The organism is Aeoliella sp., assembly GCF_965227375.1.
Classification (GTDB): Bacteria; Planctomycetota; Planctomycetia; order Pirellulales; family Lacipirellulaceae; genus Aeoliella.
In genome coordinates this window covers 2,372,741-2,395,352 of the sequence record NZ_CBDDFX010000002.1, presented here as the reverse complement: position 1 = coordinate 2,395,352, position 22,612 = coordinate 2,372,741, and the positions used below count along the sequence as shown (strand labels likewise).

The following is a 22,612-nucleotide window of genomic DNA, read 5'->3' as shown; positions in this document are numbered from 1 at the left end:
GAACGGCAAGGCCAACCCCAAGCGGAAACCCAAGGAGCAAAGCAGCACTGGTAGCTACTGGCGGGCGATCCACCGCGGTGGAAAGGGCACGACATTGAACGCTGGGCGCCAAACAGGCTGCGACACATCTTGGCGACCGAGATTCGCCGTCGCTTCGGAATCGCAGCCGCCCAGGTGATCTGCGGCTACGAGACGGCCGATGTCACTCAGGTGACGCTGAGCGGAATCTAGAGTTGGACAAGCAGGTAGCTCGGAAAGTTGGCGGAAGGGCCATTCCTGACCGCATGCATTAGCAAATAGGCGACCTTGATGCGTCGTCTGCCTTCGCGAAAACCGCTGGTTTACCAGTGCCTTCGTCGGTGCGAAATATCATGTGCGATTGAATTACCGAGCAGCCGCCGGTATATTCACTAAACTCTTCTCAAGAAAGGGTTTACGTTGGGGCTGCCTCTTATATGACTTTGTTTTTGCACATCTCGGATATCCACTTCCGCAAGTCCAGCGGCGATGTAACCGACATCGATGAGGACTTACGGAATGAACTTGTGCTCGATGCGAAGGCATTTGTAGGCGAGCACGGGAAGCCAGACGGGATTCTGATTTCGGGAGACATCGGCTTCAGCGGTCAGCAACGAGAGTACGAAATTGCCGAAGCGTGGGTCGACCAACTCTGTGAGGCGGTAGGTCGGGATGGCCTCTATGTGTGGTGTGTTCCCGGAAACCACGATGTGGACCAAGGTACGGTAAAGCGGAGTGGCTTACTGAAGCAACTTCACGAAAGCCTTCGGAAGGCTGGTGAGAACGAGATCGACGCTGTGCTCGCGGACCTCCTCGGCGATTCCGCAGCCGGAGAGCCGCTTTACTCAACAATCGAGGGATATAACACATGGTTCGGGCGCAAATTCGGATGTGAGATCACCTTCCAACAGCCGTGTTGGTCGGAAACCTTCACGCTCAACGACTCCTCGAAGTTGCGCATCAACGGCGTGAATTCCACCATCGTGTCTGATCACCAGGACAATATCCACAAGAAGATAATTCTCGGTAGATACCAACTCCCGAACCGGAATGACGGCGTCACTGATCTCTTACTTTGCCATCATCCCCCGGATTGGTGGCAGGACTCAGAGCAACTTTCGGATGACATGGGAAATCGATGCCATGTGCAGTTGTTCGGTCATAAACACCACCATCGGTTAAAGCGAATAGACAACAGCGTTGTGCTAGCGGCAGGGGCAGTTCATCCGGATCGTCGTGAGGATGGATGGGAACCCCGGTACAACTGGCTCTCGGTGTCCGTGGTCGGCGAAGGCGATTCGCGAAAGCTCGTAGTAAATGTCTTTCCGCGGGTATGGTCTTCACAAGCCACCAAGTTTATTGCCGACTCAAATAGCTGCGGCGGTCAGCAATGCGTAGAGCATACTCTTGATCTTGAGCCTTGGAGCGCGCAGAAACCGATTGCGGCAGAAACTGAGGGCGACCGAGGATCGGAGAAGAGCGAGCCCTTGGACGAGGAGGGCAATGCGATGAAGAAGAGCAGAATTTTGACGTACCGGTTCTTCGAACTTCCCCACGTAAGGCGCCTTGATGTTGTCCGCGACTTAGACCTTATTCGAGATGAGGATGAAGGGCTTTCTGATACGGAATTGTTTCACAGCATCATGTTGCGAGCACGCGACGAAGGCGTCTTAGCAGACTTGTGGGACAAGGTACAGGAACAGCACGGGGACGGAGAATACAAAGCTAACCCATACCGCACTCAGGAGGAGTCTACATGAACGAACAATTCGGTGACTGGTACAGGGAAGCCGACATTCAACCTGAGCACGAAACGCTGACGAAGCGCTGGACTGCGATTGAGCTGTCGGCGGAGGATATCGACGATTCAGGAATCGTCGGCCTTGGTCGGTTGTTTCACGGGCTCACGGAGAGCGGTGCGACGCGCGATGTCCTCCACAAAGCCCTATTCGAGGCAGACAACGCTTTCTCCACTAAGAACACGGTCGAAGTCAGGCTACTCGCTGGGGTGTGTCTATTTCATGTCGCAGCGCAGCAAAATGATCAAACCGGACATATGGCAGCGTATGCTCTTGTGTGTCCGACGCTGCTCGGCAGAAGGAGCAAGATATTCGCCCCCTCGATTCCCGAGGCGGCAAGCGGCATCCTGGACCGCGCTTCTAGTCTGCTTCGCCAGCACGTTCCTACGAAGAGAGCCCCGGTCTCCAAACTTGCAGACGAAGCGGCGAAAATTGAGGAGGCGGAGACCGCGAACAACTTCCAGCAAGGCGGGCCACACGTGCGGGCGGCACTCGAAAAACTCAGAAGCAGCATTGCCGCAGTATCGGAGAAAGCCAATCGACTGGAAAAAGCACAGGCGTTGTATCGGGAAGACTCGGATATTCTGTGGTGGATGACAGGACGTTACAGCAGGGATCTCAGTCAACCATTGAAGGACATCGGGCTTCCGGGTGCGGCAATCGTGATTGGCAAGGAGCTTGCCGATTTGATCGAACAACAACCGGGACCTGTCGCGACGCAAGCAGTACTAAATCGATGCTTAGAGGATGTCGGAGGTAATCCGTCCGAATCAGTAACGCTGACGACCGCAGTCAACAAGGCCCCGCCGGAATGGAGAAATCAGTGGTTTGCGGCCGACGGGAACCGGGATTTGCTTTCGCTCTGTCCGCTGACGGCAGCCATTAGGCACTCGGTCGACATAGATGGGTCGTGGGGTAGTGCAGCCCAGTCGCTCACGGGTGTTGCGGCCAACACAAAGCTTAGTGGAACTGAGTTGGCATACCAAATGTACCGCGAGTGCATGTTTCGGAAGTTAGGATAAGTAACGACGGAGTGGCTCAATGAGCGAGGCAACGCCCGAAAGGCAAACAAAGGAGGAGCAGCACGTTGCGCTATACTCGGGCGAAGCGTTGACGATCGCTGAGTCACGCCAGATCACATGCGCCAGAGAAACTTCACTGGTAGTGGTGGCTGGATCACCAGGATCAGGCAAGACGACTCTCATCGCCAGTCTCTTCCATTGCTTCCAGCGCGGACCGTTTGCAGGGTTCATGTTCGCCGGATCGGATACTTGCATCGGATTGGATCGGCGTTGCTTCTTAGGGAGGACGATCTCCCGTGGAATAGAACCGAATATGGAGCGAACGAAGGTCGGCACAGAGCAGAGGCTGATTCATTTCCGCGTACGGTCAGAGGATCTGACCGAAGAGGCACGAGACGTCTTGATTACAGACATATCTGGAGAAGAGTATGAGGACATTCGGCACTCGATGGATGAGTGTCGAAAGTTTGCACTGTTTCAACGGGCCGACCACATTGTCATTCTCGTTGACGGTGCACGCATCGCCGACTCCGGTCAGAAGCATGCAGCCAAGGTCGAAGTGGAACAGTTTCTGGGTTTTCTGCACGACGCTGGGCATTTCGACCGTAACTGCAATGTTCATGTGTTGGTGGGGAAATGCGATTTGCTTGCCGACGAGGCAGCAAAGCGGTTTTCAGATCTGCTGAAGGATGAAATCGTCGGCCGATTCCAGGGCAAGGTCGCAATTTTATCGGTAGGCGATATTGCCGCACGACCAAGACGAGAGACGTCAGAATTTCGGCTTGGCCACGGATTGAGCTCACCCTTTGCCTCGTGGTTAGAACGTCCGCAGCGGCAAATTGACCTTACTAGCAGCGTGTCCGACGCGAATTGTCATTCTGAATTCGATCGGCTTCTCCTCCGTCAAGGCGCCGAAGTCGATGGAGGTCGCGAATGTCCGTGAAACAAGAGCATGTACTGATCGGGCTGCCAGAAACAGGCAAGACCACCTTCCTTGCGGCTTTGTGGCACGTACTCAGTTCCGCGAATTCCGGTACTGACTTGCGCCTGGAACGGTTCCACGACGATCACGAGTATCTAAATTCCATTCGGGAGAGATGGGTAAACGCAGAAATCCAAGATCGAACTGTGCCGAGTGCTGAAAGCCAAGTGTCAATGATTCTGGCTTGTGATGCGATAGACGGCGAACTAGAGGTCTGCATCCCTGACCTGTCGGGGGAATCCTACGAGTCGATTTGGAGTTACAGAAAGCTCAATCGCGAACGTGCCGAAGCGATAATCAGTGCGGAAGGAATGCTGCTTTTCGTGCATCCTGATCAGGTCGAGAAAGAAATCCTCATCAGCGAAACCGCCGAAATCGTCGAGGAATTGGAAGAGGATGGTGACGAGGAAGACGATGTAGAGGAGTTGACGGAATGGGACGCTCAGCAGTCGCCAACTCAGGTACAACTGGTGGACCTGCTTCAGTGTGTGCTCCGGTTGAACGCAAACCGACCCCTGCGGTTGGGCGTGGTCGTGTCGGCGTGGGATCGGATCGACGCGGTGAATTCCCCCTCTGACTGGATCAAACGCGAATTGCCGCTGCTGTGGCAGTTTCTGTGCTGCAATGACGACTGTCTGGAAGTCGCTTTTTTCGGCGTCAGCGCGCAGGGAGGACAGCTTCCCCGCGATGCCGAAAGACTGCGAGAACTAGATCGCCCCATCGAACGAATTCACATTGTTGGTGAAGGCGGCGAAACAGGCAATGACATTACAACACCGCTTCGCTGGCTGATGACGGCGGTGGACCTATGAGCGCGACCGGCGAAAACACAATCTGCATGGAGCAAATGCTGCACGGTTACTCCGGGGGACATAGATTACTGTCTGCATCTTGCTCACTTTCCAAGTCCGGAGAACGACATGCCAGGATGATGAGCGATCTGTCAGGTGCTTCATACAAGTCAGGATTCGATGGTTACCTAACAGGATACCCGCTCAAAGAAGACGAGTTGTTCGCGGTTGCTAGGACTTGGTTTGCCAAGGAGCAACCTAGGCCTGGTTGCGTGTGGACGCATACACTCCTTATTCAATTCGCGGACCTGGGCCGCTTCGAAGCATTCGACAAATTGCTAGCGGCTTTTCGTAAGCCTAGCGGCGACGATGTGAAGGAGTACTCAAGACCTGTGCTGCTCCCAGAGTCAGGCGGACGGATACAAACCACCGACCAATTCGACCGTATCAAGCATGTAGTCGACGCTGTCTACGGATACCCTGAAGAGATCGTTGCCATTCCAACGAAAAGTTCGGGAGAGTATGAGGGGCTTATGCTCGCAATCTGGCGACAACAATGGCCATCACTCCGCAACCATTTCTCATTTTGCACTGGTGCGTTGGAGCTACGTGTTGGCGAAAACCGCCTCGATGTCCAGTCCATCCCCAATGAGAAGCGACTTGTGCAGAAGGCGAGCAGCAAAGCGAGAGTCGTAGATTTGAATGAAAGGCACGATAGACACAGAGACCATGTATGGATGATAGCGGCCACCAGAGACCTTCTCGATGAAAGTGACGGCAGCTTAAAGAGATTCCTCAAAGTGTATGCAGATTCAGAACATTACACTCGGGCTGATTTCCAACGCTATAGCGTGTGTTTTGCCGAATTGACCAGTGACAAACAGTTGACGGAAATTGTCGCTGCTGTTGCCAGAGAGTTTCCGAAGAAGAAGGAAGCTGGGACGCTCAAGACTGCAATTGCCGGACCACAACCGCAGCGAACTTTTTTCGAGAAGATGAAGGACGCAGACGTACTACGGGCCCTTCTGCTGCAAAAGAGGGCGTCTAGCGCATACGATCTATCATCGCTGGCAGTCTGCGATCGGTTCAGCACGTTGTGGACGGGACAAGAGGAAGAGGCTTGGAGTTTGCTCATAGAAGTGGCGAACCGAAAGCAGTCAGAAATGGTGAGTTACCTCACAGCCGCTGTTGCTGAGGTCATGAGCAAAGACAGCATCGCCAGAATGGCGGCGGAGCGTTGCGATTTGGCAGCGGAGGTGGTGAAAAAAAACATATCGCTTGCTGGCGTAAGCGAGGTCTGGAGATGTCCAGAGTTGACGTTGTCATCTCTCAGCGACGAGTTTATTCAACAAGCAAAGTTGAATGCGGACTCTGCAAAACGTGTCCTCGCAGCATGGATCGTTGCTGGCCGGCAAGACTGCGGGAAGGAATTGACAGACTCGATCGGCCCGAGCATCGTCCCCCTACTACTATCCTTGCAGCCGTGTAGTCTATCGCTAATGGACAGACAGGCCGGAGAGTGGCATGCCGCACTTCGGAACAATAGCGATGAATGCTTGGCTTGGCTGAGGAGTCAAGGCGAGGCGAGTGCGGAGGCCGCTTGCTTAGCGTTGCTGGGCACGAATATATCGAAGGACAAGTTCGACGTTGCGTTACTTGAAGCTTGGCAGCAAGCGCATTCCAGAACCCCAGACCTGACTCGGCAAACGCTTTGCCACGCCTACGTGATAATGCTCTGCGCTGCTTTTGACACAACTGACGAGCAATTGGCAGAGTCGGTTACTCGTGTGTGTTTCCCTGCCGTGTACGAAGCAGCGATGCAAAATGAGGTATCCGATCGCCATTGGGATATGCTTCAAGCACGATTGCCACAGAGTGGCATGTGGTGGGATCGATGCAAGAAACTACGGATGGGGTTATTAGAATATTGCGTAAAGAAGAACTGGTCAGTTGAGACCTTCATCCATTGTACGTCTTTGGGATTCGCATTTGAGCAAGTCTTGGGGAGCTGGGGACTAGACCAGATAGAGAAAGTATTCCTGGGACAGGCGATCGACAAAGTAAAGCGGGGGGATGTGGATGCGAATACGGACCAACAAAGGGCGGCAGAAAGGTACAGTTACTGGTTTTGAGTATCTACAGAGCCCGCTGCCGCATCAGTAACATGCATCTGCGGTCGTATCGACTTATGATAATTCCCTATTCGGCGGTTCCTGCATTTCCACGTCCCCTTCCGCCCCTAGAGGACGCATAGCCGCTACTGGCTTAACACCAGCCTTAGCCAGCGCCGCTTCGATTGCCGAACTTACGTCATCAGCGCATACGCACCCCAGCGTGGCTTGGCCGTCAGAAAACGAGCGATTTTGTCAACGGTCGTGTAGCGCACTTTCTTGCCGCGTCGCTTGAGACTCAAAGCGGCACTTCGAAAAGTGATCGATTATTCTATTGTGAAATCGAGAGGTATAATCGCGAGTCGCTTTTCAAAACAACCGGCGTTCCACTTGATCGCCATAGACAGTCCAGCCCGTGCCAGGCTGTTCTTCACGGCCGTAGAGTTCCAAGTACGGACCGGGGCTGACTTCTTCAATAAGCTCGCGGAAGCGAAACGGTTTGCGGCTGTGTTGCGTTCTCTGCTCGACCTGCCAACTCGCTAGGTCATTGCGGCGGAAGCGAAGGCGGCCACGGACGCCCAGCAGTAAGTATTCATGCGATACACGCCAGTAGTTCCCCATGCCGATCGTCGGCTTCGCCCACACCATGCACGACTTGTATTGAAATCCCCAGGCACGAATCACACGGAAGGCGGCTTCGAGAAATGCGTTGGTCGTCCAGAGATGAAGATGCGCTTGGTCTAGCACCAATTCACAAATCGGCTCGCTGCAAATCTCCGCGATCGTCATCGTGCGATAATGGTTCTCGGCCGCCGCACGCGAGGCGGTGTTGGAATAACGCCACGGCGGATCGGCCAACACCGTGGCGAACTTGACGCCGGTGCTTATTAACGCGGGCAAGTCGGTCGCGATCGTTGGCGGCGATGCGGCCGCAGACGCACCCGATTCGATTTCCGAATTGCCAAGTCCCTGTTTCACTTCGCCCGTTCCTCGTTGGTCAGCATCCACTCGTATGCCTCGTCAAGTACGAGGCGGACCAGCGGGAGGTCGTCCCGACCTAGCCGGGATGATTCCTTCCATTGATCACCGTTGCGGAACAAACGCACTACGCTCAGCGAAAAGCCGCCTCGCTTCGACCTGCGTCGCCAGACACGGACCTTGATCAAACCTCGTCGTAGTTCCAGGATTGGCCTAGCCATGTGCTGCCTCGCTCCAGCGGCGAGTGATTTCATCCAGTTCGTCGAACAGGATTCGTAGCTCCGTTTGCATTGCCGGTGACAGCCAACCGTCGTCTTCGATGGCAAAGGCCAGCACCTGACAGAGCTTGACCAAGTCCCGTAGATCACCCGCACGGAGCCCGTGGGTCGTTTGCAACGATTCGGCTATTCGGCACACGCTGAACCGATATTCCGACGGGCCGCTTTCCCCATCGTGCCGATAAAGATGGGAGACCAACTGTCCAGCCCCCAAGACTGCTACGGGCTGCGAACGGCGTTGCTGTTCAAGAGGCATTGTCTTCTCCCCGTTGGTTCCAAATCCACGCGTACGCCATTTCAGACGCTTTCGCGACCAGCGGTAGATCATCACGCCCAAACGAACTGGTTGTCTTCCACTCCTCGCCGTCTCGATAACAACGCACGATGGAGACGTTGAACCACACATTTTGTCGGTCGTTCGCATTCGCCCAAATCGACGCGCGGATGGACCCTAGGCGAAACTCATGCGCGGGGCGTTTGTTGCTGTGCATCATCACTCCGATTACGAATCTAGCGAGGCTGTAGGAGTCAAAGTCTGTTACTGCTATGTTCGCAGGAAAGCGGCCAGCAAGAATCCGATTCTGGGGCCAATCTCAGACCTGAGAGTTTTCGCCGCGACGAGCGTTGTGCTATGGCGCAGATTGTCTGTACCGGTGAGCCGTTTCCGAAAGGCGCATCCGCAAGAAGTTCGGCGTCAGAATCCGCCAAGCAATAAACAAACGATATTGCTTGGTGCTCCAGGCGTCCGATGCGTGTGGCGACGAGAAACTACGGCTCGCGACTGGTCGGCTCGGGCCGCACCGGGCCAGAATCCGCCGTTTGCTTGTTCGGTTCACGCCGGCTTGGTTTGTCGAGCGCTTTGAGGGCCGCAGCAAGCGACCTGATAGACGCCTTGATCTCGCGGCGTTCAGCGTCCAATTCTTCTAGTCGTGTGTGGGCGGCGTCCTGAGCACGGATGAGTGATTGCTTCGCGTCGGACAACTTATTGGCCATGACATGATCCTTGTTGAAGAGTCTTTCGTGTTGCTCTCGGGAGTTGCCATCGCTGCGATACTCTGGCACGGTTAATCGTGAAAACCAGGGCGAGAGGGAGTGCTGTGAACACTCCCCCTCAAAAACCTTGGAAACAAACCTACCAATCAGCTCAGTATTCTTCCGGGAGTAGGATCGTTGTTGCTGAACGATCCGCTTCCGTAATGATCAGAAAACGGGTTTTCTTGCGATCGACGTAAGACGAGACGACCGGGAAACCATATTCCCAAGCAAGGTCGTTCGTTTTCCAATCGAACTCATCCACGTCCCCGTAATCACCAATCATGTGACGGTCTAGGCTATCCATTGCGTCTTTCGAGTTGAGACGCCCCGCTGCCTTCCGCGACACGTAGTGGGTACCAAGCTGCATTGCCATGAGCGTGATTGGGATTCTTGACATGGCTACCTCCCAGCGTCTGCCAGCACTTCGCTGGCTGCACTACGCTCGGCTCGTTCGACTTGGACATTCTTCTCCCAAATCCACGCATACGCCATGTCGATCGCCTTCATCGCGATCGGCAAGTCATCATGCTTGAGCGTCGTCGTGCCCCGCCACTGGTCACCACTTTTGTAGATTCGCGAGACGACTGCGGTGAACCAGATTTTCTGATCCTCCGTTTCGTTCGCCCAAATCGCGACTCTGATTTTCCCCAACTTGATCTCATGGGCAGGTTGTTTTTTCCCCATGACACCTCCTTTCGTTGCGCGACCGACCGAATCCATACCCGTGCCGACCGCTTTGTTTTTCAACCATGTGAATGGCATAGCCAATCACGCGCTCCCAAAGTCGCCGTCCTACGTCGACTCTGAAACTCAGACTCTAGGTCGCAAGCGAGCCACATTAAGTGGCTGTTCGCCGCGAAAAAAAGCACACGAGAGGACCAGGCCGAATTGGTCTCTCATGTGCTAAGCATTACATCAGTGCTAGGGCTGTTTCTTCAGCGAGAAAACGAATCGCGCTGAAAAAGAAAAAGCCCAACACCAAAAAGAAAGCGTCCCGTTTCGATATCCAACCGGTGGTTGGCAGAATCGGAGAAGCCTTCGCGTCCTTAGGGTTCAACAGCACTTCGGCCAAGTGCGCACCGCGATAAGAGACGCCCGAATACAGCGAAATCGAATCGGGAAGACTACGACCATCGAGATGATGCAGTCTGCCGTCAGCAGCTTGCACCGTCATGGTGTGAATCCTCCGCGTCGAAGTTCGCCCGTTCTCGGAGTGAACAACCTTGCAAAACCTTTGACCACCAGCTTCCAATGCCATGGCGATGTCTCCTGTTGTTAGTTGCGGCTTGCAGCCACAAGTTAGTTCATGGAATTCGGTCTGAATTCCCCGGCGACGCCTAACGGCGTTACCGCGATCTCGTTCCGTCGTGGATCGTCGAACGAACATCGCTTTGGGTCCTCGCGAGAACACTCTATGCAAATGGCTCCACAATGGAGCCACTTGCCGACATACACACTTTGGCCGTTGGAACTCGCCACGAAACGTTGATTGCCGCGTTGAATCTCTCCGGCGTAAGCGTTTGCGTATGTCTGCTGCCAAGTTTTTCTTCCGGGCAGGTGTCGGAAGTCGTCTCCCTTCTTTAAGCGTCTCTCGGAGACAGGTAAGAGAGTTCAGTGATGCCCTAAGTTTAGGATCGCGGATGCGGCGAGAGAGACGATTCTGGGGCGATTCTGAGGCAATCGCCCGAGGCGAATCGGTGAGCTGGCGCCGATTCGACTCGGCCCACGCAGCTCGATGGAGAAGAGTCGCGGGTGCAGTGGATTCGCGACGCAGCGGCGAGGACGTGGCACACTGAGGAGGGCCAGAATTGCCTTATTCTGCCTTATTCACCAGTCGCCCTAACCCGTTGAAATGACAAGGCTTACTTCACCGCGAGAGGGCCTGCTCCAGTGCATTGAGTTCGGCGGACTGCCTTATTGTTCGGCCAGCTTCCAACGCGCCCCGGCGCCATGGCCGCTCAGTTCGACCATCCCCAGTTCCCGCAGCAGCCGAAGGTCTTCGCGGACGGTTCGCTCCGCAGGCGGCTTTTGGATCTGCTGGTAGATGTCACTGAACCGTTTCGTCCCGCCATCGGCCAGAATCTGCAATAGTTCCCGTTGTCGCTCGTTTAGATCGTGGCCGACACGATGCGGCGGCGTGTAGTCGCCAGCGATAAATCGTACTACAACCTCGCCTGCCCGCTCCTCAAATTCTGGTTCGGGGTGGCCGGCTGCCTGACACAACTCGACGATCTTTTGCGTTCCGCGTCCCCACCGTTCAATCAGACCCCGGCGATAAAACACTTCGGCCAACAACGGGTTTCTGGGCTGGGAAGTATGCTCGCGTTTGAGGTCGTCGACAGTAATACCTTGTGGGAGAACGCCCGTGCTCGTGATTTCCAAGCGATCGTCGAAAATGCCTACGCTGACTGCGCCGCCGGGAATCGAATAGTCACGATGGCAGAATGCGTTGACGAGTGCTTCCCGCAAGGCGAGTGGTGGAAATATCGGCTGATCCTCCCGATCAAACACACCCGGATCGATTCTTCCCGCTACTGGCAGATGACGCCTGATAAACAGGTTTGCCTCACTCAGCAAATCAAACGCATGACCCGTCAATTGGTTCTGATCAAGAAATTCGGTCTTTGTGACGCCGCGAAAGCGGGCCAAGCGAAGTCCGCATTGCGGATACTTGGGCAAGACGTCGCTGGCGAAGGCGACGACCGCCGCTTGCAGCACTTGGCCGTCAACTACCAGTCCGAGGCGGGTAAGCACTTCGTCGGCGGTCGTAATTGAGGCGTCTAAGCGACCGCCGTCAATGGCTGACTTCACGGTCGCGACGATTTCTCCTGTATCGAGTTCTTTGACAGCGAAGCCTTCGGCAACGCGGTTCTCCCAACGATGCTGCGAATGGAGACGGCTCAACAAGCGTTGTTCGTACTCCGCCGCGGGCATCCGCTGAGTCGTTGTCCCCACACGCCGCCAAGCGCGACCGTCGTACATGAACGGTTGCGAGTCACCTGGACCGACGGCAAAACGTAAGACTTCCAAATTGTTGCCGACGGGGATTCGCTCTTGCTCGATGACTGCTGGCGGCTCAAGGCGTTGGAGAGCTTGGCCTACCTCGCGTAATGTTGAATCGGCCACTTGCTGACCAAGTATTTTTCCGGAATCGGAAACGCCGATCAGGACTTGCCCGCCGCTGCCGTTGAGAAACGCGCACAGTGACTCCATCGCAGGCCGCAACTCACCCGTCGTCCGCTTGAATTCCAGTCGGTCCGATTCTCCGCCAGCCACCAGTTGTCGTAATGATTCGCTATCCATATGCCATCTACTTGTCAGATCATCCTGTCTCCCAAGTCAATCATTCTTTACTCCTATCCGCGAGACCTCGCCTGATGGCCGTTCATTCCGAGAGCAACCCCGCCTTCACCAGCACCGGGCCGTAATCGCGAAGCAATTGTTGAGCTTCTTGGAGCATCGCTTTGTCATCCTCACTCCAATTATTCGGCTGAGAATGCACGGACCACCGTGGTTCGGACAGTTTGCGATGGCCACCCAACTTTGCGAGTCGTTTTAAGCCTTCGATCGAGTCCCCCAGGGCGTTGATGCCATAGAGCGCCGAGAGCGACATTGGCTTCTTGTCGGTGGTTCGCGTGAAGGCAATCGACGCGCCCGACATTCTCGGCTGGACATCCCGTGGCTGGAGGAAAGGCGCTAGGATCGCCTTCACATCTGGAGAAGTGGCTCTGGCGAGTAGTTCCGCCTCGCGAACTTCTTTTTCTCGACGCGCTTCTTCTTGCTCCGCTTCGCGTTCGATTTGGTTCTCCAGGGCATCGAGGGCTGCCTGGGCTTCGGCGTCTTTGAGTTTGCCGCCCACGGTCGCAGGCGCCAGTTCGCTATCAGCCTTCTGGCTTCGCGTTTCGATGAGGTGCTTGATTGCCAATGCCTGTTCGACGTCCCGTTTCCAATCTTCGCTCGCATTCTTGCTGGTCGCGTGAAGCTGGCTGATGTCGGCAAGTTCGATGGGCGAGAGTGCCGCCGGACTCGATTGATTCATCAGGTTTTCGACTTTCGCCTGGAGCGACTCAATCTTTGTTGTCGCCTCGCGAAGCTCCTCTGCGCTCGTTCGTTCTCGCCGGACCACGTAGGCGAGTCGATCAAACAACTTTGACGTCTCCCCGCCCTCTTCCCCAGCGAACGGTTCCACCATTGCTTGCTCGTTGAGCGACTCGATTTCACTTTCCCATGTGAAGGTCTGTTCCAGTGCATCGGACGCATAATTCGACGCCTTGCTTAACAGCGACTGGGCCTGACCAAGTTGTGTGCGAATGTCGCTCGGCGACGATGGCGATGCCAACAGTGAATGTTGATTTGTCGATGAGATCGCGTTGCTGGGCAGGCCGCCCGGCGCGGTTTGTTGTGAGACGTTTGCCGGTTGACGGGAATTGCCGAAGAACTTGCGATCGATCCAGGCCGAGTATTTCATCACGGTGATCGCCAGACAGAGCAGGAGCGCAACGCCGATGTACCAACGCGCTTTGTAGAACAGATAATGCATATTGCGAACCTTCCGCGACAACCTCACGGGCGAACCGTGGTCAAGTGACGCCAGCGAGCACGTACTCGACCAAAACGACGCCTATATTGTTGCAGGTCGGCCCCGATCTTGAAATTCCCCGCCAAATTCCTTTTCCCCTTCATCCATCGAGGCTTCTTGCGGAATGGTTGCCGAAGGCTCGTCGGGAGTCGGCGGCTGGATGACAAAGGCTCCGGGAGCCGTGGGCCACGGCTGCTGACGACGCTTGAGGTACTGCTCATAACTGATGTGGTATTCGGATTTCATCGGGATCGACCTGCCGGCAAACTGGGTGTAGCCGCTCCCGAAGGTAAAGCGAACCAGGCTCGAATGCCGCCGTGAGCTGATTGCTTGCAGGGCTTCGCGGTCATAGCGACTCTGATCTTTCTCGGAGACCCGGACCATCCCCTCCTCCGCGTGGATTTCATCGTACCGATCCGTTAGGTCGCCGCTGCCTCGCTCGTAGGCTTGATACCACGTAGCGGCTGCTTCTCGTTTGATGCCGGAGAGTTTTTCCAGCCGTTCGAGTGAATGGAGGTCCGACGCTCGGAACACCTGCTTTACCGCCGTGCAGGAGTCGATGGTATCTCCCAAGTCAGTCCCTTGCCGTCGGAGTTGGCCCGCCGTTTGATGGGCGGCAATGATGGTGCCACCCAGATCACGGAACTGCTCGAAGATGAGCTTAATCCCGTCGCTGATAATCTGCTGCATTTCGTCGATGAAAAAGTAGACCCGATTCTGGTCCTGCGGCTGGTGACTGGCGGCGGTGAACATGGCCCACAAGAACAGCCGGGCCATCGCCGGCGCGTTGGTCGGTTCGACCGCCGAGCGCAACCAGAGATAGATCACCTGCGGCTCCTCATACAAGTTAGCGACATCGATCGCCTGGTTGTGAACTTCCGGCTGGTCGGTGAACATGCTAGGCACCACATTCATCGCTTGGCTGCCTCCTAGCCGGGCGACGAGCGCCGCCAAGTGGCGGGCTTGCTTCCAATCCTCTTCGTAACCAATCCTCCGATACCAGTCGCGGTCCGCCAAGTGACCGCTCAGTTCCCTAAACGATCGCGAGCCAGTCTGGCGAAGCACGTTGTTGAGCACGATCTCGTTCATCGCCGTGAAGTAGCCCGCTCCGTACTGGATGCCGTAGTCGAGCGATAGTCCTTGGAGGAGCTGCTGCGAAAGTTGTTCGACTGACAGTTGCGAGTTGTGCGACTGCGTGAACGGATTGAAGGCGAAGGTCGATTTGCCGACTTCGTTGGAAATCCAGCGAAAACGCAACTTGCGGGTGCGGGCCGCCTCGCGGCGGCAACTTTCAAACAGCGCCTTGTCCCCCTTGAGATCGACAATCACGACCGTCGAGTCGGCCCGCGCGATCAGTTGGGTTGCCTGCGGACCCATTGCCAGCGCTGTCTTGCTGGCCCCACTGTCGCCTAAGATATGACCGTGCTGGTCGTGAATTTCCCGGTGTACGAGAATCGGGTAGTCGCCCGTTTCGCTGGTTCCCAATAGCAGATGCTCGCGTTCGAGCGAGTCGCTTGAGTTGACAATCCGTTCGACGTAGTTATCCCAGTCGGTAGTTTCCTCGTCTTGATGCTCGGATAGGTCTTTCTCGAAGCGGGCTAGCAGCGATCCCGTCGAGAGCCACATGATTGCCAGCAGCACCAGCGGAGCAGCCAGACTCATCAGCACCAAGTTGCCCAGCACCTGCATCGAAAATGAACCGCCTTGCTGAAGGATCGCAATCGGCGAAGGGCACTGAACACCGTAGCCGTAGCCCAGTGTGACCAGCGCCGTAGTCAGCAGTGCCCACCGGCGCCACGGCGAACGAAGCCATCGCGTTGGAAAGCGAAACACGCCGGCTGCCGGTGTCTGATAAACGTCGTAGGTGGCAAAGTTCACCAATGCCCGCCAAGTTGCCCGCAGCGATTCGTCTGGGCTGGGAAACGGCACCAAGACGACGGCGAGAAGGTGCCAAGCGAACCAAACCCCTTGCACGCTGGCGATGAACGCCACTGGCCAAAACCAGAGGTCGGCATCGACCTGAATCAGTATCCACAGCGACAGATACCAGGACACCAACACAAGCAACGGACTGACGGCGTAGGTCAGCAGTTCCGGGCAGTCTAGCGAGACGCCGTGCGGAACGATCTGCGGAAGATTGACTCGCCACCGTTTCATTCGCTCGTGGTCCACCGTGGGTGCAACTAGAATCCAGGCTGCCGCCTGACGCGCGATGAGACTACTGGCAAGCCAACAGGCGATCAAACCCGTTCGCAGCGACCAAGCGCCTGACAAACTGGCCCCGTGCCAAGCGAGGCTACTCAGACACATCACCGCGAAGACAAGCCCCGCATAGACATCATGTTTTTGGAGCGCCCCGCTCAACTTGCGACCGGCGATCCAGATCAGCAGCAGAATTCCAACCGCCACCACAGCGTGCCGCAGCACTGGAATGAGTTCACAGATGAAGTGCAGCGTGACGCCTAAAACGGCGAGCATGGGCAGCGTCGTGAACAGGAGCAGTAGCGTGAGCCGCAACTCCTGCCCTGGGGACAGCGGGCGGGTTCGGTAATTGAGTTCGGTGTTGCCGGTAGGCGGCAACGCTTGAGCATCGAGCAGGTCGTCGGCGCCACCAGGAAAAATCTGAAACATGTTATCTCTTTCTCATTAAGAGTTCGGCCAGTTCGGGAATCACGAATGTCGTTACTTCGATCGGACCAAAGGGGCGACGATGGACGCGGCGGTTAATCTTCTCGGCTTGCTCCGGCGTGCCGGTGAGGACTGCGATGCGAAAGCGGCCCGCTTTCATCAAGGCATGAAATTTGGGCAGCCCCTTTCGCTGGGCGATCACGCGACGAACTCGCGAGTTGATGCGGTGGGCAGCGCCCCCGCGATCGACGATGAGCAGTTCTAGTCGCAACTTTTCATCGATCTCGACCAGCACATAGCTCGACGATCGCATTCCGGGCCGCCAAAGCTCTGGGTAGAGGTCAGAGAATTCGTGACTGGTCAGTCGGCGGATGTCCTTGGCTACGCAGTAAGTTGCGACCGCCAACAAGACGGGCAAAGTCTGCTCCGTCAGCGGTCGTGGGGTGCGGGGTTCCGCGCCGAGAAGTTCCAACGTCCTCCGCGTCGCGGTGCAGTAAGAGAATCCGCTGGGAGCGACAACTCGGTGAATCAGCTCCCGGCGTTGGAGCCGCTGAAGTACGCGAGCGACGTTCTCAGTGGTTGTGTTTGGCTCGAAGCACGCCTGACGCAGTAAGTCCGTGGTGCCGATGCGGTAGCGAACGACAAACTCCAAGATGTCGTGGTCCCGCTCGGTCAAATGGCGCTGGTAAGGTTTCATCAGGGGCTCGCTCGGTCGGCTACCAAATCTCGTAGGCTAAGTGGATGCTCGACAGTCCATCGTGCAGCTCGGCCAAACGACTGACCGGATAGTCGCCGCCGTATTCGAGCGCGCGGAGAATCTCACCCGCTTCGTTTCGCACCAATGCGTCTGGTCGTGCTTTGATTGGCCAGTCGCGAGGCAAACGGTCTTCGCTCGTCCAGCGGTCACCCGGTAAGCCGCTCCGTAAGTAGTGCAAGAAGAGTTCCGCGACGTTGAGGTCATGCGTCATCTGAGTCAGCTTCACCGAGGGAGCCCGCCCAGAACTAAAAAGAGTCGTAGCGCGGGCCGTAGCAAACACAACTTTTACTGGCTTGGCGTCGACCATCGCGCGACGGTGAAGCGACCTTGCGACTGCGGCAAGGTCAGGGCAATGATCACCTGGACGCCACGCAACAAACGGAGTGCCGAATGACTGGACCGGTCTGGTGAGAACTTGCTGGTCATGCAGCCAACCTGCGTCGGCCAACTTTCTCATGGCGGCGCTAGCTCGGCCGCGTCCCCACCGCGTGTCGGTCCACCATGTGACGGCGATCTGACGCATGGTGAGAACGCGGACCCGTTCGGCGAGCACCCGGACGATCTGTTTTTCGTGGCTTGTCACGGTTTCCCCTTCGATTGTTTTCTCGGTCGGCCACGGCGACGTGGGGCTGGCAGCAGTTCTTCGTCACTCTCGGAATCGCTCGCTGGAGAGGACGGTTGATTCGACTTCTCCCCAGACCGTTCGGCTTGAGTGTCCTGCGCGGCTGCGGGTAACTTGAGGTTCCGTGATTTCCCTACCTTGCGATTTTGCTGGGTTTCCATTTCCTCCAGTGCTTCCTGAGCACCGGAGAGGATCGACTCGTAGGCTCGTTGTCGCAGGTAATCAAAAAAGGTCAGCATCGGCGAAGCTCCCTAGCCGTGGCGAATCAACTGCTAGGCATTGTCCGCCGGGTAGCCGCCGAGAAGTGACGATGTTGGGGCTATTCTGGGGCGAGAATTGCTTCGTTCGGGCCCCGCAACTTGCGCCGCAGCAGTGCCCGCGAAAAATGCGTCCGGCCCAGACGAGAAAGAATTGGCCCCACAGGGCCTTTAAGCTCTTGTAGAATCAGCCTTTGGGTGGATTCCTGACCAATTTCATAAGACACAACCATTGATCCCCAAAGTTGCGCCGTAAACGCATAGGCCGGCTCGGCTGAGCGATCAGCGGCACGTAGCGACATCTATGGCGAGCCCTCACAGCAAAACGATCCGATTTCGGGGCCGTACCGAGCCCGTGATCGAGTCGTTTCATGTCCGGGGCCGAACCTATTTCGCACTCGAAAAACTCAGTAGTCGCGGGACGTATCGGGTGTTCGATCCGCATGCCGGCCCGCAAGGTGACTACCGCGTCTTGCATCAAGTGTCCCAGTCTCAAATATCGCGTGAACAACTCGAAGTTTTGCGACGACTGGGCGGACCGAGCGCAAATCGGAACTTCCCTGCCCTCGTCGATTTTGTGAGGCAGCGCGGCGATCTATTCATCATCATTGACTGGGTTCACGGCGTCGATCTGCGCACCTATCTGGCTTCCATTCGAGATGAAAAAACGCCTCGCCCGAATGTTCGTGAGGTTGTGCGACTGGTACGCGGACTGGTGCATGGACTTTCACACTACCATCGCCGAACGAACGTGATTCATGGCGATCTATCGCCAGCAAACATCGTCATCACATCGGGCACATCGAATCTCGTTTTGATCGATTTTGGGGCCGCTTGGCCGATCGAGCGAGCTGCCCAGCGACAACAAGACGCCTATACGCAGCCCTATGCTGCGCCTGAACGGATCGCCAAGCACGCGGTAGAAGACTTTCGCTCTGACATGTTTTCGCTCACCGCGATTGCATACGAATTGCTGACGCTCATGTTGCCCTACGATGGGCTTGGCGGTCAGGCAGGAACGCCGCAACTGGCGAACAAGGCGGCTAGTGCCTACTGCGATCCGTCGCGCAAGATTCCATCGCGGGATCGCATCACGAGCAGCACGCTACGCCTACTCGATTTATGCGTCGGTGGCGGCCTCAAACTTCATCCCGATGAAAGATTTGCTACGTCGAGTGAATGGCTAACCGCCTGGGATAAGCTCCACTTGAGCCTGCAAAAAGGGGCGCGGCTTTCGCGGATCGAAACAGTTATTGTCGCGGGAATCGACGCCGTAGCAAAATATCTGACGCGGAAAACACCGTAGCGGATCTACTTCGCATCTACCTGACCACCACTCTAAGTCCCCGCTTCACGATTTGTTCGTGCGGGGGCGCCGAGCCAAATCGATCCGCACACTGGCATCGAAAAAGGTCGCCCGAGGAATGTTGCAAGACCACCAGTTGCTCCCCTGCTTTGTCAGCATTCTCGATTTCTTTGAGCGTTGTTTGCACTGGTTTTCCGAAGTCACATCGCGAGCAGCGGTTACGGTTGTCCGGTAGCCCCGGCTGGATGTTCTCATGCTGAGACTCGCCCAGTTTCTGCTCGAAATCATAGAGCAGCTTCCGGCAACGCTCTCTCAATTCATCGGAAATCGGAAAGGCAAGACCGTGAGGTGAATCGACGGGAAACACTAGGCCATAAGGAACCTCGATATGACTCACCGCTTCTAACAGCAGCGCGTAGGCGACCAAGCGAACTTGATGTTTGGCGTAGAGTTCTCCCTGCTTCGGACCCAGCTCGCGGGCGCCCGACTTGATGACCGGAATACGGCGGCTATCCCGCTGCAACACACGCCACGGGGAGCCTTCCAGCGGCAACTCGGGGTGCTGAAACGGCCGCTCGTATGCGACCGGCTCGAAGCCCGCTTGCAGCATTGACCACCAGTTGATCCGCTCAATACTCGTGATGCTGGGCTCGGGCTCGCGGGCTTCGGCATGGATCGCCGCGCGGCGGCGGAGTGCCAAGTCGAGGATGCAAACGAAGACGCTCAGCGACCAAAAGGTCAGCGTCAATAGCCCTGCTAAACTCGGGTAGAACACCCACCGTTTTTGCTCGGCAAGTCCCATTTTCATCAGCACCGCTAGGCAAACTCCGTAAAGCACGAAAAAGCCCAACTGCGTGATCTTCGCCGAGAGCAGCTCTTCAATTCTCTCACGATCAAAATTCGGCAAATAGGTAAAGCGACCCAGCGGTTCGTCAATGTCTCGCTGGTCGCCTAGCTCGGCTGACAGAATCGCGGATCGGACACAGAATACGTACTGTCCGAGTGCATGGACGCTGATCAGGCGACGGACTCGCGTATGATGCGCCACGCCGGATTGGTCAGCCGGATTATTACCAGCAACGGCACCCCCGATTTGCATTGCTGTTGAATCGCTCGCCACTCTCGTTGTTTCGTTGGTTGTCCGCTGCGACTTCGGCGGCTTGTTAGCTGGGGAATGATTGTCGCCATTTCCCATGGGCGACGCAGTTGTGTCGCCAACGGAGGAACCTTCCCCGTCAGCCAAATCCGCGACGGTTTCAGCGAGGCGTTCGTCTCGCATCTCAAGTGGGTTGATCGCGGTGAGCTTGGACCGAGGCAGCTCGGAATAGAACGGCTCCAAGTCGTCTGGGTCAAAAAAATACTCAAAGACTTTACGACTCATTGCCAGCTCCTGAGCGCCTTGAGAACCGGCTTGAGATCGCTTGGCCGCGCGGACGGCAGCACTTCAACCGCTTGCAGAACAACCTCTCGCACCGCGTTGGGAATCGCACTACCAGTGGGCAGTTTCTCCTGCCCGCGCTCGCAGAGTTTTCCTGTCACCCCATGCACAAAGATGCGTCCCCAACTATAGATGTCGGCCCGCACATCGAAGGGACCGTCGCCAGCCACTTCCGGCGCGCGATACGGGTCGTCTGGCCACTCCTCTGGCGACACTGTCGGTCCACCCGTAGCGACCTTGGCCAATTCCATATCGGTGAGAATCGGTCGATCGCTACTTTCGCGCAGGAGCACTGACTGCGGCGATAATTCGCGGCGAATGACGCCGCTCTTGTGTAACACAGCCAGCCCCTCTGCGATCCCCTTCATAATGAACTGCAATTCATAGTCACCGAGCGGACCCGCTTGCAGTCGTTCCGCCAACGATTCTCCCGCTTCCCAGCGATCAAGCACCCACCACAGCCCATCGACCAGGGCCGCCGTCAGATTCTCGGTAATGTTGTCGTGGCCGCCAATCTGCTCGCACACCTCCACGTGCCGCCGCAAATACCCTTCCACGCGCGTTTGTTCGGCACTCGACATATGCCGCAGTTCGTAGCACTTTCCGCGTGCCAGTCGGCCTGCTAAGAAGCGATGCTGCAAGCGGAGCAGTTGATATTGCAACCCATTGGAAGTCTTCTGCCAGCCACTCAAGTACTCCTCAATTTCCCATTCCAACACATGTCCCGGGGACGGCACTTCAGTCTGCACTCCCAGAGCAGCCAGCTCGTCTGGGTGGAGTACTTCGAGCGGGTTCTCGATGCCAAACGCTTCCTGAACCGCTTGCGAGAGCGTACTCAAAAAGACGGGCTCGCCGCGCAGCAACTTTCGCGTCGTGTCCTTGTTGAGCCCCGACACCTTCTGAAAGTCTTTGGCCGACAGACTTGCCGCGATGCGGAGCCGCTTGAGCTTCAAGGGATCAGCGCGAAAGTTGCGTTGTTCGAGTTCCATCGTTGCGTCCTCACCGGTCCTCTGCCGCTTGTTCGACGACCGGTTGGCCATCTTCACCGACATGAATGGTGACGCACGTAAATCCCTTCTCACGGGCTTCGAGCAGTAGTTCGCCGAGCTTCGCATCAACCAGCCGAGTCAGTTCTCTGGCGTCTTGTTCTTCCTCGCCGACGGTTACAATTTCAAAGACGATTTCTGGGGCAATCTGCTGGATGGTGACGCCGTACTCCTCGCCAGCTTTGGCGATCTTGAGTCCCGCAATGCGGGCCTGGGTTTGGTCATCGAGCGGCTTGAAGACAAACACGTGATCAAAGCGGCTGATGATCTCTGGACGGAATGTTTTCGACTCTTTCAGCACGCTTCGCACAGCAGCGTCGAGTTCCTGCGGCTTGTCGATCTGCTCGGCCAACCGCCCGATGCTGTCGTGTTCTGCGTTGCTGGTCAGCACGATCACTGCTTGGGTAAAGTCGGCGACGCGGCCAGAGCCTTGTTCGGTTAGTCGCCCCTCTCCCATCAATGAGAGCATCAAGTCGAACACGCCCGCATACGCTTTCTCAATTTCATCGAACAACACCAGTCGCCGGGGATTGGCAAACATGGGCCGCGTCAACTGACCGCCCTGTTCGGCGCCTTGGTATCCGGTCGGGGTTCCGATCAGCCGTGTCTTCCCTTCCGCACCGGAAAACTCACTGCAATCGAAACGGAGCATGTGCTTTTCGTCGTCAAACAGATATTCCGCCATCGCTTTGGCGAGTTCCGTCTTGCCCGTCGCGGGCGGGCCGACAAAGAGCAAATTCGCGATGGGCTTGCCGCGCTGCTCTTTGCCCCATTGCAGGCGGATAAACTTACAAAGAGCGTCAACGATATGATCCTGACCTTGCACGCGACGCTTGAGGGCCGCTTGCATATCGGCTTCATCGATGACGCGGGCCTTGCCTTTGCGGCGGGCAGCCAGCATGTCAAACAGGCGATCTTTATCGGTGATGTCGAGGGGGTCCATTTCAGTTCCTTTTTTGGCGCCG

21 protein-coding genes are annotated in these 22,612 nt (G+C 56.3%); 6 read left to right on the top strand and 15 right to left on the bottom strand.

Annotated features, from left to right (window positions below; all coding sequences use genetic code 11):
• The first annotated feature begins 455 nt into the window (after positions 1–455).
• From ACQK2L_RS22400 to ACQK2L_RS22380, 5 genes are read left to right on the top strand one after another with little or no spacing between them, the layout of a single operon-like run.
• The gene (locus ACQK2L_RS22400) at positions 456–1,778 is read left to right on the top strand and encodes a metallophosphoesterase (RefSeq protein ID WP_425399279.1); all 1,323 of its coding nucleotides are present in this window, start codon (positions 456–458) and stop codon (positions 1,776–1,778) included.
• Entirely contained in the window at positions 1,775–2,839 is a 1,065-nt protein-coding gene (locus ACQK2L_RS22395) for a GTPase-associated system all-helical protein GASH (protein ID WP_425399278.1), read from the top strand. Before ACQK2L_RS22400 ends, ACQK2L_RS22395 begins: the two co-directional genes overlap by 4 nt.
• A gap of 19 nt (positions 2,840–2,858) precedes the next feature.
• The gene (locus tag ACQK2L_RS22390) at positions 2,859–3,782 is read left to right on the top strand and encodes a TRAFAC clade GTPase domain-containing protein (RefSeq protein WP_425399277.1); all 924 of its coding nucleotides are present in this window, start codon (positions 2,859–2,861) and stop codon (positions 3,780–3,782) included.
• Positions 3,773–4,633, top strand: a complete 861-nt coding sequence (locus ACQK2L_RS22385) for a TRAFAC clade GTPase domain-containing protein (RefSeq protein ID WP_425399276.1) — start codon at positions 3,773–3,775, stop codon at positions 4,631–4,633. The genes ACQK2L_RS22390 and ACQK2L_RS22385 overlap by 10 nt, the downstream gene beginning before the upstream one ends.
• The gene (locus ACQK2L_RS22380; protein WP_425399275.1) at positions 4,630–6,744 is read left to right on the top strand and encodes a hypothetical protein; all 2,115 of its coding nucleotides are present in this window, start codon (positions 4,630–4,632) and stop codon (positions 6,742–6,744) included. The genes ACQK2L_RS22385 and ACQK2L_RS22380 overlap by 4 nt, the downstream gene beginning before the upstream one ends.
• A gap of 348 nt (positions 6,745–7,092) precedes the next feature.
• Here the strand turns inward: ACQK2L_RS22380 and ACQK2L_RS22375 are convergent, their stop codons facing one another.
• The 12 genes from ACQK2L_RS22375 to ACQK2L_RS22320 all read right to left on the bottom strand — a co-directional run bounded on the left by ACQK2L_RS22375 (position 7,093) and on the right by ACQK2L_RS22320 (position 17,561).
• Positions 7,093–7,701, bottom strand: coding sequence for an MT-A70 family methyltransferase (locus ACQK2L_RS22375; protein WP_425399274.1), 609 nt, complete (start codon positions 7,699–7,701; stop codon positions 7,093–7,095).
• Positions 7,698–7,922 (bottom strand): hypothetical protein, encoded by a 225-nt coding sequence (locus ACQK2L_RS22370; protein ID WP_425399273.1) that lies wholly within the window; start codon positions 7,920–7,922, stop codon positions 7,698–7,700. Before ACQK2L_RS22370 ends, ACQK2L_RS22375 begins: the two co-directional genes overlap by 4 nt.
• Positions 7,915–8,235 carry a hypothetical protein gene (locus tag ACQK2L_RS22365; RefSeq protein ID WP_425399272.1) on the bottom strand — a complete coding sequence of 107 codons (321 nt, stop codon included), beginning with the start codon at positions 8,233–8,235 and terminating at the stop codon, positions 7,915–7,917. The genes ACQK2L_RS22370 and ACQK2L_RS22365 overlap by 8 nt, the downstream gene beginning before the upstream one ends.
• A gap of 512 nt (positions 8,236–8,747) precedes the next feature.
• Positions 8,748–8,972, bottom strand: coding sequence for a hypothetical protein (locus ACQK2L_RS22360; RefSeq protein ID WP_425399271.1), 225 nt, complete (start codon positions 8,970–8,972; stop codon positions 8,748–8,750).
• Positions 8,973–9,123: 151 nt separating this feature from the next.
• The gene (locus ACQK2L_RS22355; protein ID WP_425399270.1) at positions 9,124–9,411 is read right to left on the bottom strand and encodes a hypothetical protein; all 288 of its coding nucleotides are present in this window, start codon (positions 9,409–9,411) and stop codon (positions 9,124–9,126) included.
• Between the two features lie 2 nt (positions 9,412–9,413).
• Positions 9,414–9,782: a hypothetical protein gene (locus ACQK2L_RS22350; RefSeq protein ID WP_425399269.1), complete on the bottom strand. Its 369-nt coding sequence runs from the start codon at positions 9,780–9,782 to the stop codon at positions 9,414–9,416.
• A 142-nt stretch (positions 9,783–9,924) separates the two neighbouring features.
• Positions 9,925–10,272 (bottom strand): hypothetical protein, encoded by a 348-nt coding sequence (locus tag ACQK2L_RS22345; RefSeq protein WP_425399268.1) that lies wholly within the window; start codon positions 10,270–10,272, stop codon positions 9,925–9,927.
• A 656-nt stretch (positions 10,273–10,928) separates the two neighbouring features.
• Positions 10,929–12,317: an ATP-binding protein gene (locus tag ACQK2L_RS22340; protein ID WP_425399267.1), complete on the bottom strand. Its 1,389-nt coding sequence runs from the start codon at positions 12,315–12,317 to the stop codon at positions 10,929–10,931.
• A gap of 82 nt (positions 12,318–12,399) precedes the next feature.
• Positions 12,400–13,554 carry a hypothetical protein gene (locus ACQK2L_RS22335; RefSeq protein ID WP_425399266.1) on the bottom strand — a complete coding sequence of 385 codons (1,155 nt, stop codon included), beginning with the start codon at positions 13,552–13,554 and terminating at the stop codon, positions 12,400–12,402.
• 81 nt (positions 13,555–13,635) lie between these two features.
• Positions 13,636–16,224, bottom strand: a complete 2,589-nt coding sequence (locus tag ACQK2L_RS22330) for a type IV secretion system DNA-binding domain-containing protein (RefSeq protein ID WP_425399265.1) — start codon at positions 16,222–16,224, stop codon at positions 13,636–13,638.
• Between the two features lies 1 nt (position 16,225).
• Positions 16,226–16,918 carry a hypothetical protein gene (locus tag ACQK2L_RS22325; protein WP_425399264.1) on the bottom strand — a complete coding sequence of 231 codons (693 nt, stop codon included), beginning with the start codon at positions 16,916–16,918 and terminating at the stop codon, positions 16,226–16,228.
• Between the two features lie 19 nt (positions 16,919–16,937).
• The gene (locus ACQK2L_RS22320; RefSeq protein ID WP_425399263.1) at positions 16,938–17,561 is read right to left on the bottom strand and encodes a hypothetical protein; all 624 of its coding nucleotides are present in this window, start codon (positions 17,559–17,561) and stop codon (positions 16,938–16,940) included.
• 651 nt (positions 17,562–18,212) lie between these two features.
• On the opposite strand from ACQK2L_RS22320, the gene ACQK2L_RS22315 reads away from it, so the two are divergent.
• The gene (locus tag ACQK2L_RS22315) at positions 18,213–19,163 is read left to right on the top strand and encodes a protein kinase domain-containing protein (protein WP_425399262.1); all 951 of its coding nucleotides are present in this window, start codon (positions 18,213–18,215) and stop codon (positions 19,161–19,163) included.
• Positions 19,164–19,179: 16 nt separating this feature from the next.
• Here ACQK2L_RS22315 and ACQK2L_RS22310 read toward each other — a convergent pair whose 3' ends face one another.
• Genes ACQK2L_RS22310 through ACQK2L_RS22300 form a run of 3 tightly spaced genes read right to left on the bottom strand, consistent with a single transcriptional unit; the run spans position 19,180 to position 22,590 of the window.
• Entirely contained in the window at positions 19,180–20,544 is a 1,365-nt protein-coding gene (locus tag ACQK2L_RS22310) for a CRISPR-associated protein Cas4 (protein ID WP_425399261.1), read from the bottom strand.
• Positions 20,541–21,590 (bottom strand): protein kinase domain-containing protein, encoded by a 1,050-nt coding sequence (locus ACQK2L_RS22305; RefSeq protein WP_425399260.1) that lies wholly within the window; start codon positions 21,588–21,590, stop codon positions 20,541–20,543. Before ACQK2L_RS22305 ends, ACQK2L_RS22310 begins: the two co-directional genes overlap by 4 nt.
• Before the next feature lie 10 nt (positions 21,591–21,600).
• Positions 21,601–22,590: an AAA family ATPase gene (locus tag ACQK2L_RS22300; RefSeq protein ID WP_425399259.1), complete on the bottom strand. Its 990-nt coding sequence runs from the start codon at positions 22,588–22,590 to the stop codon at positions 21,601–21,603.
• Positions 22,591–22,612 lie beyond the last annotated feature (22 nt).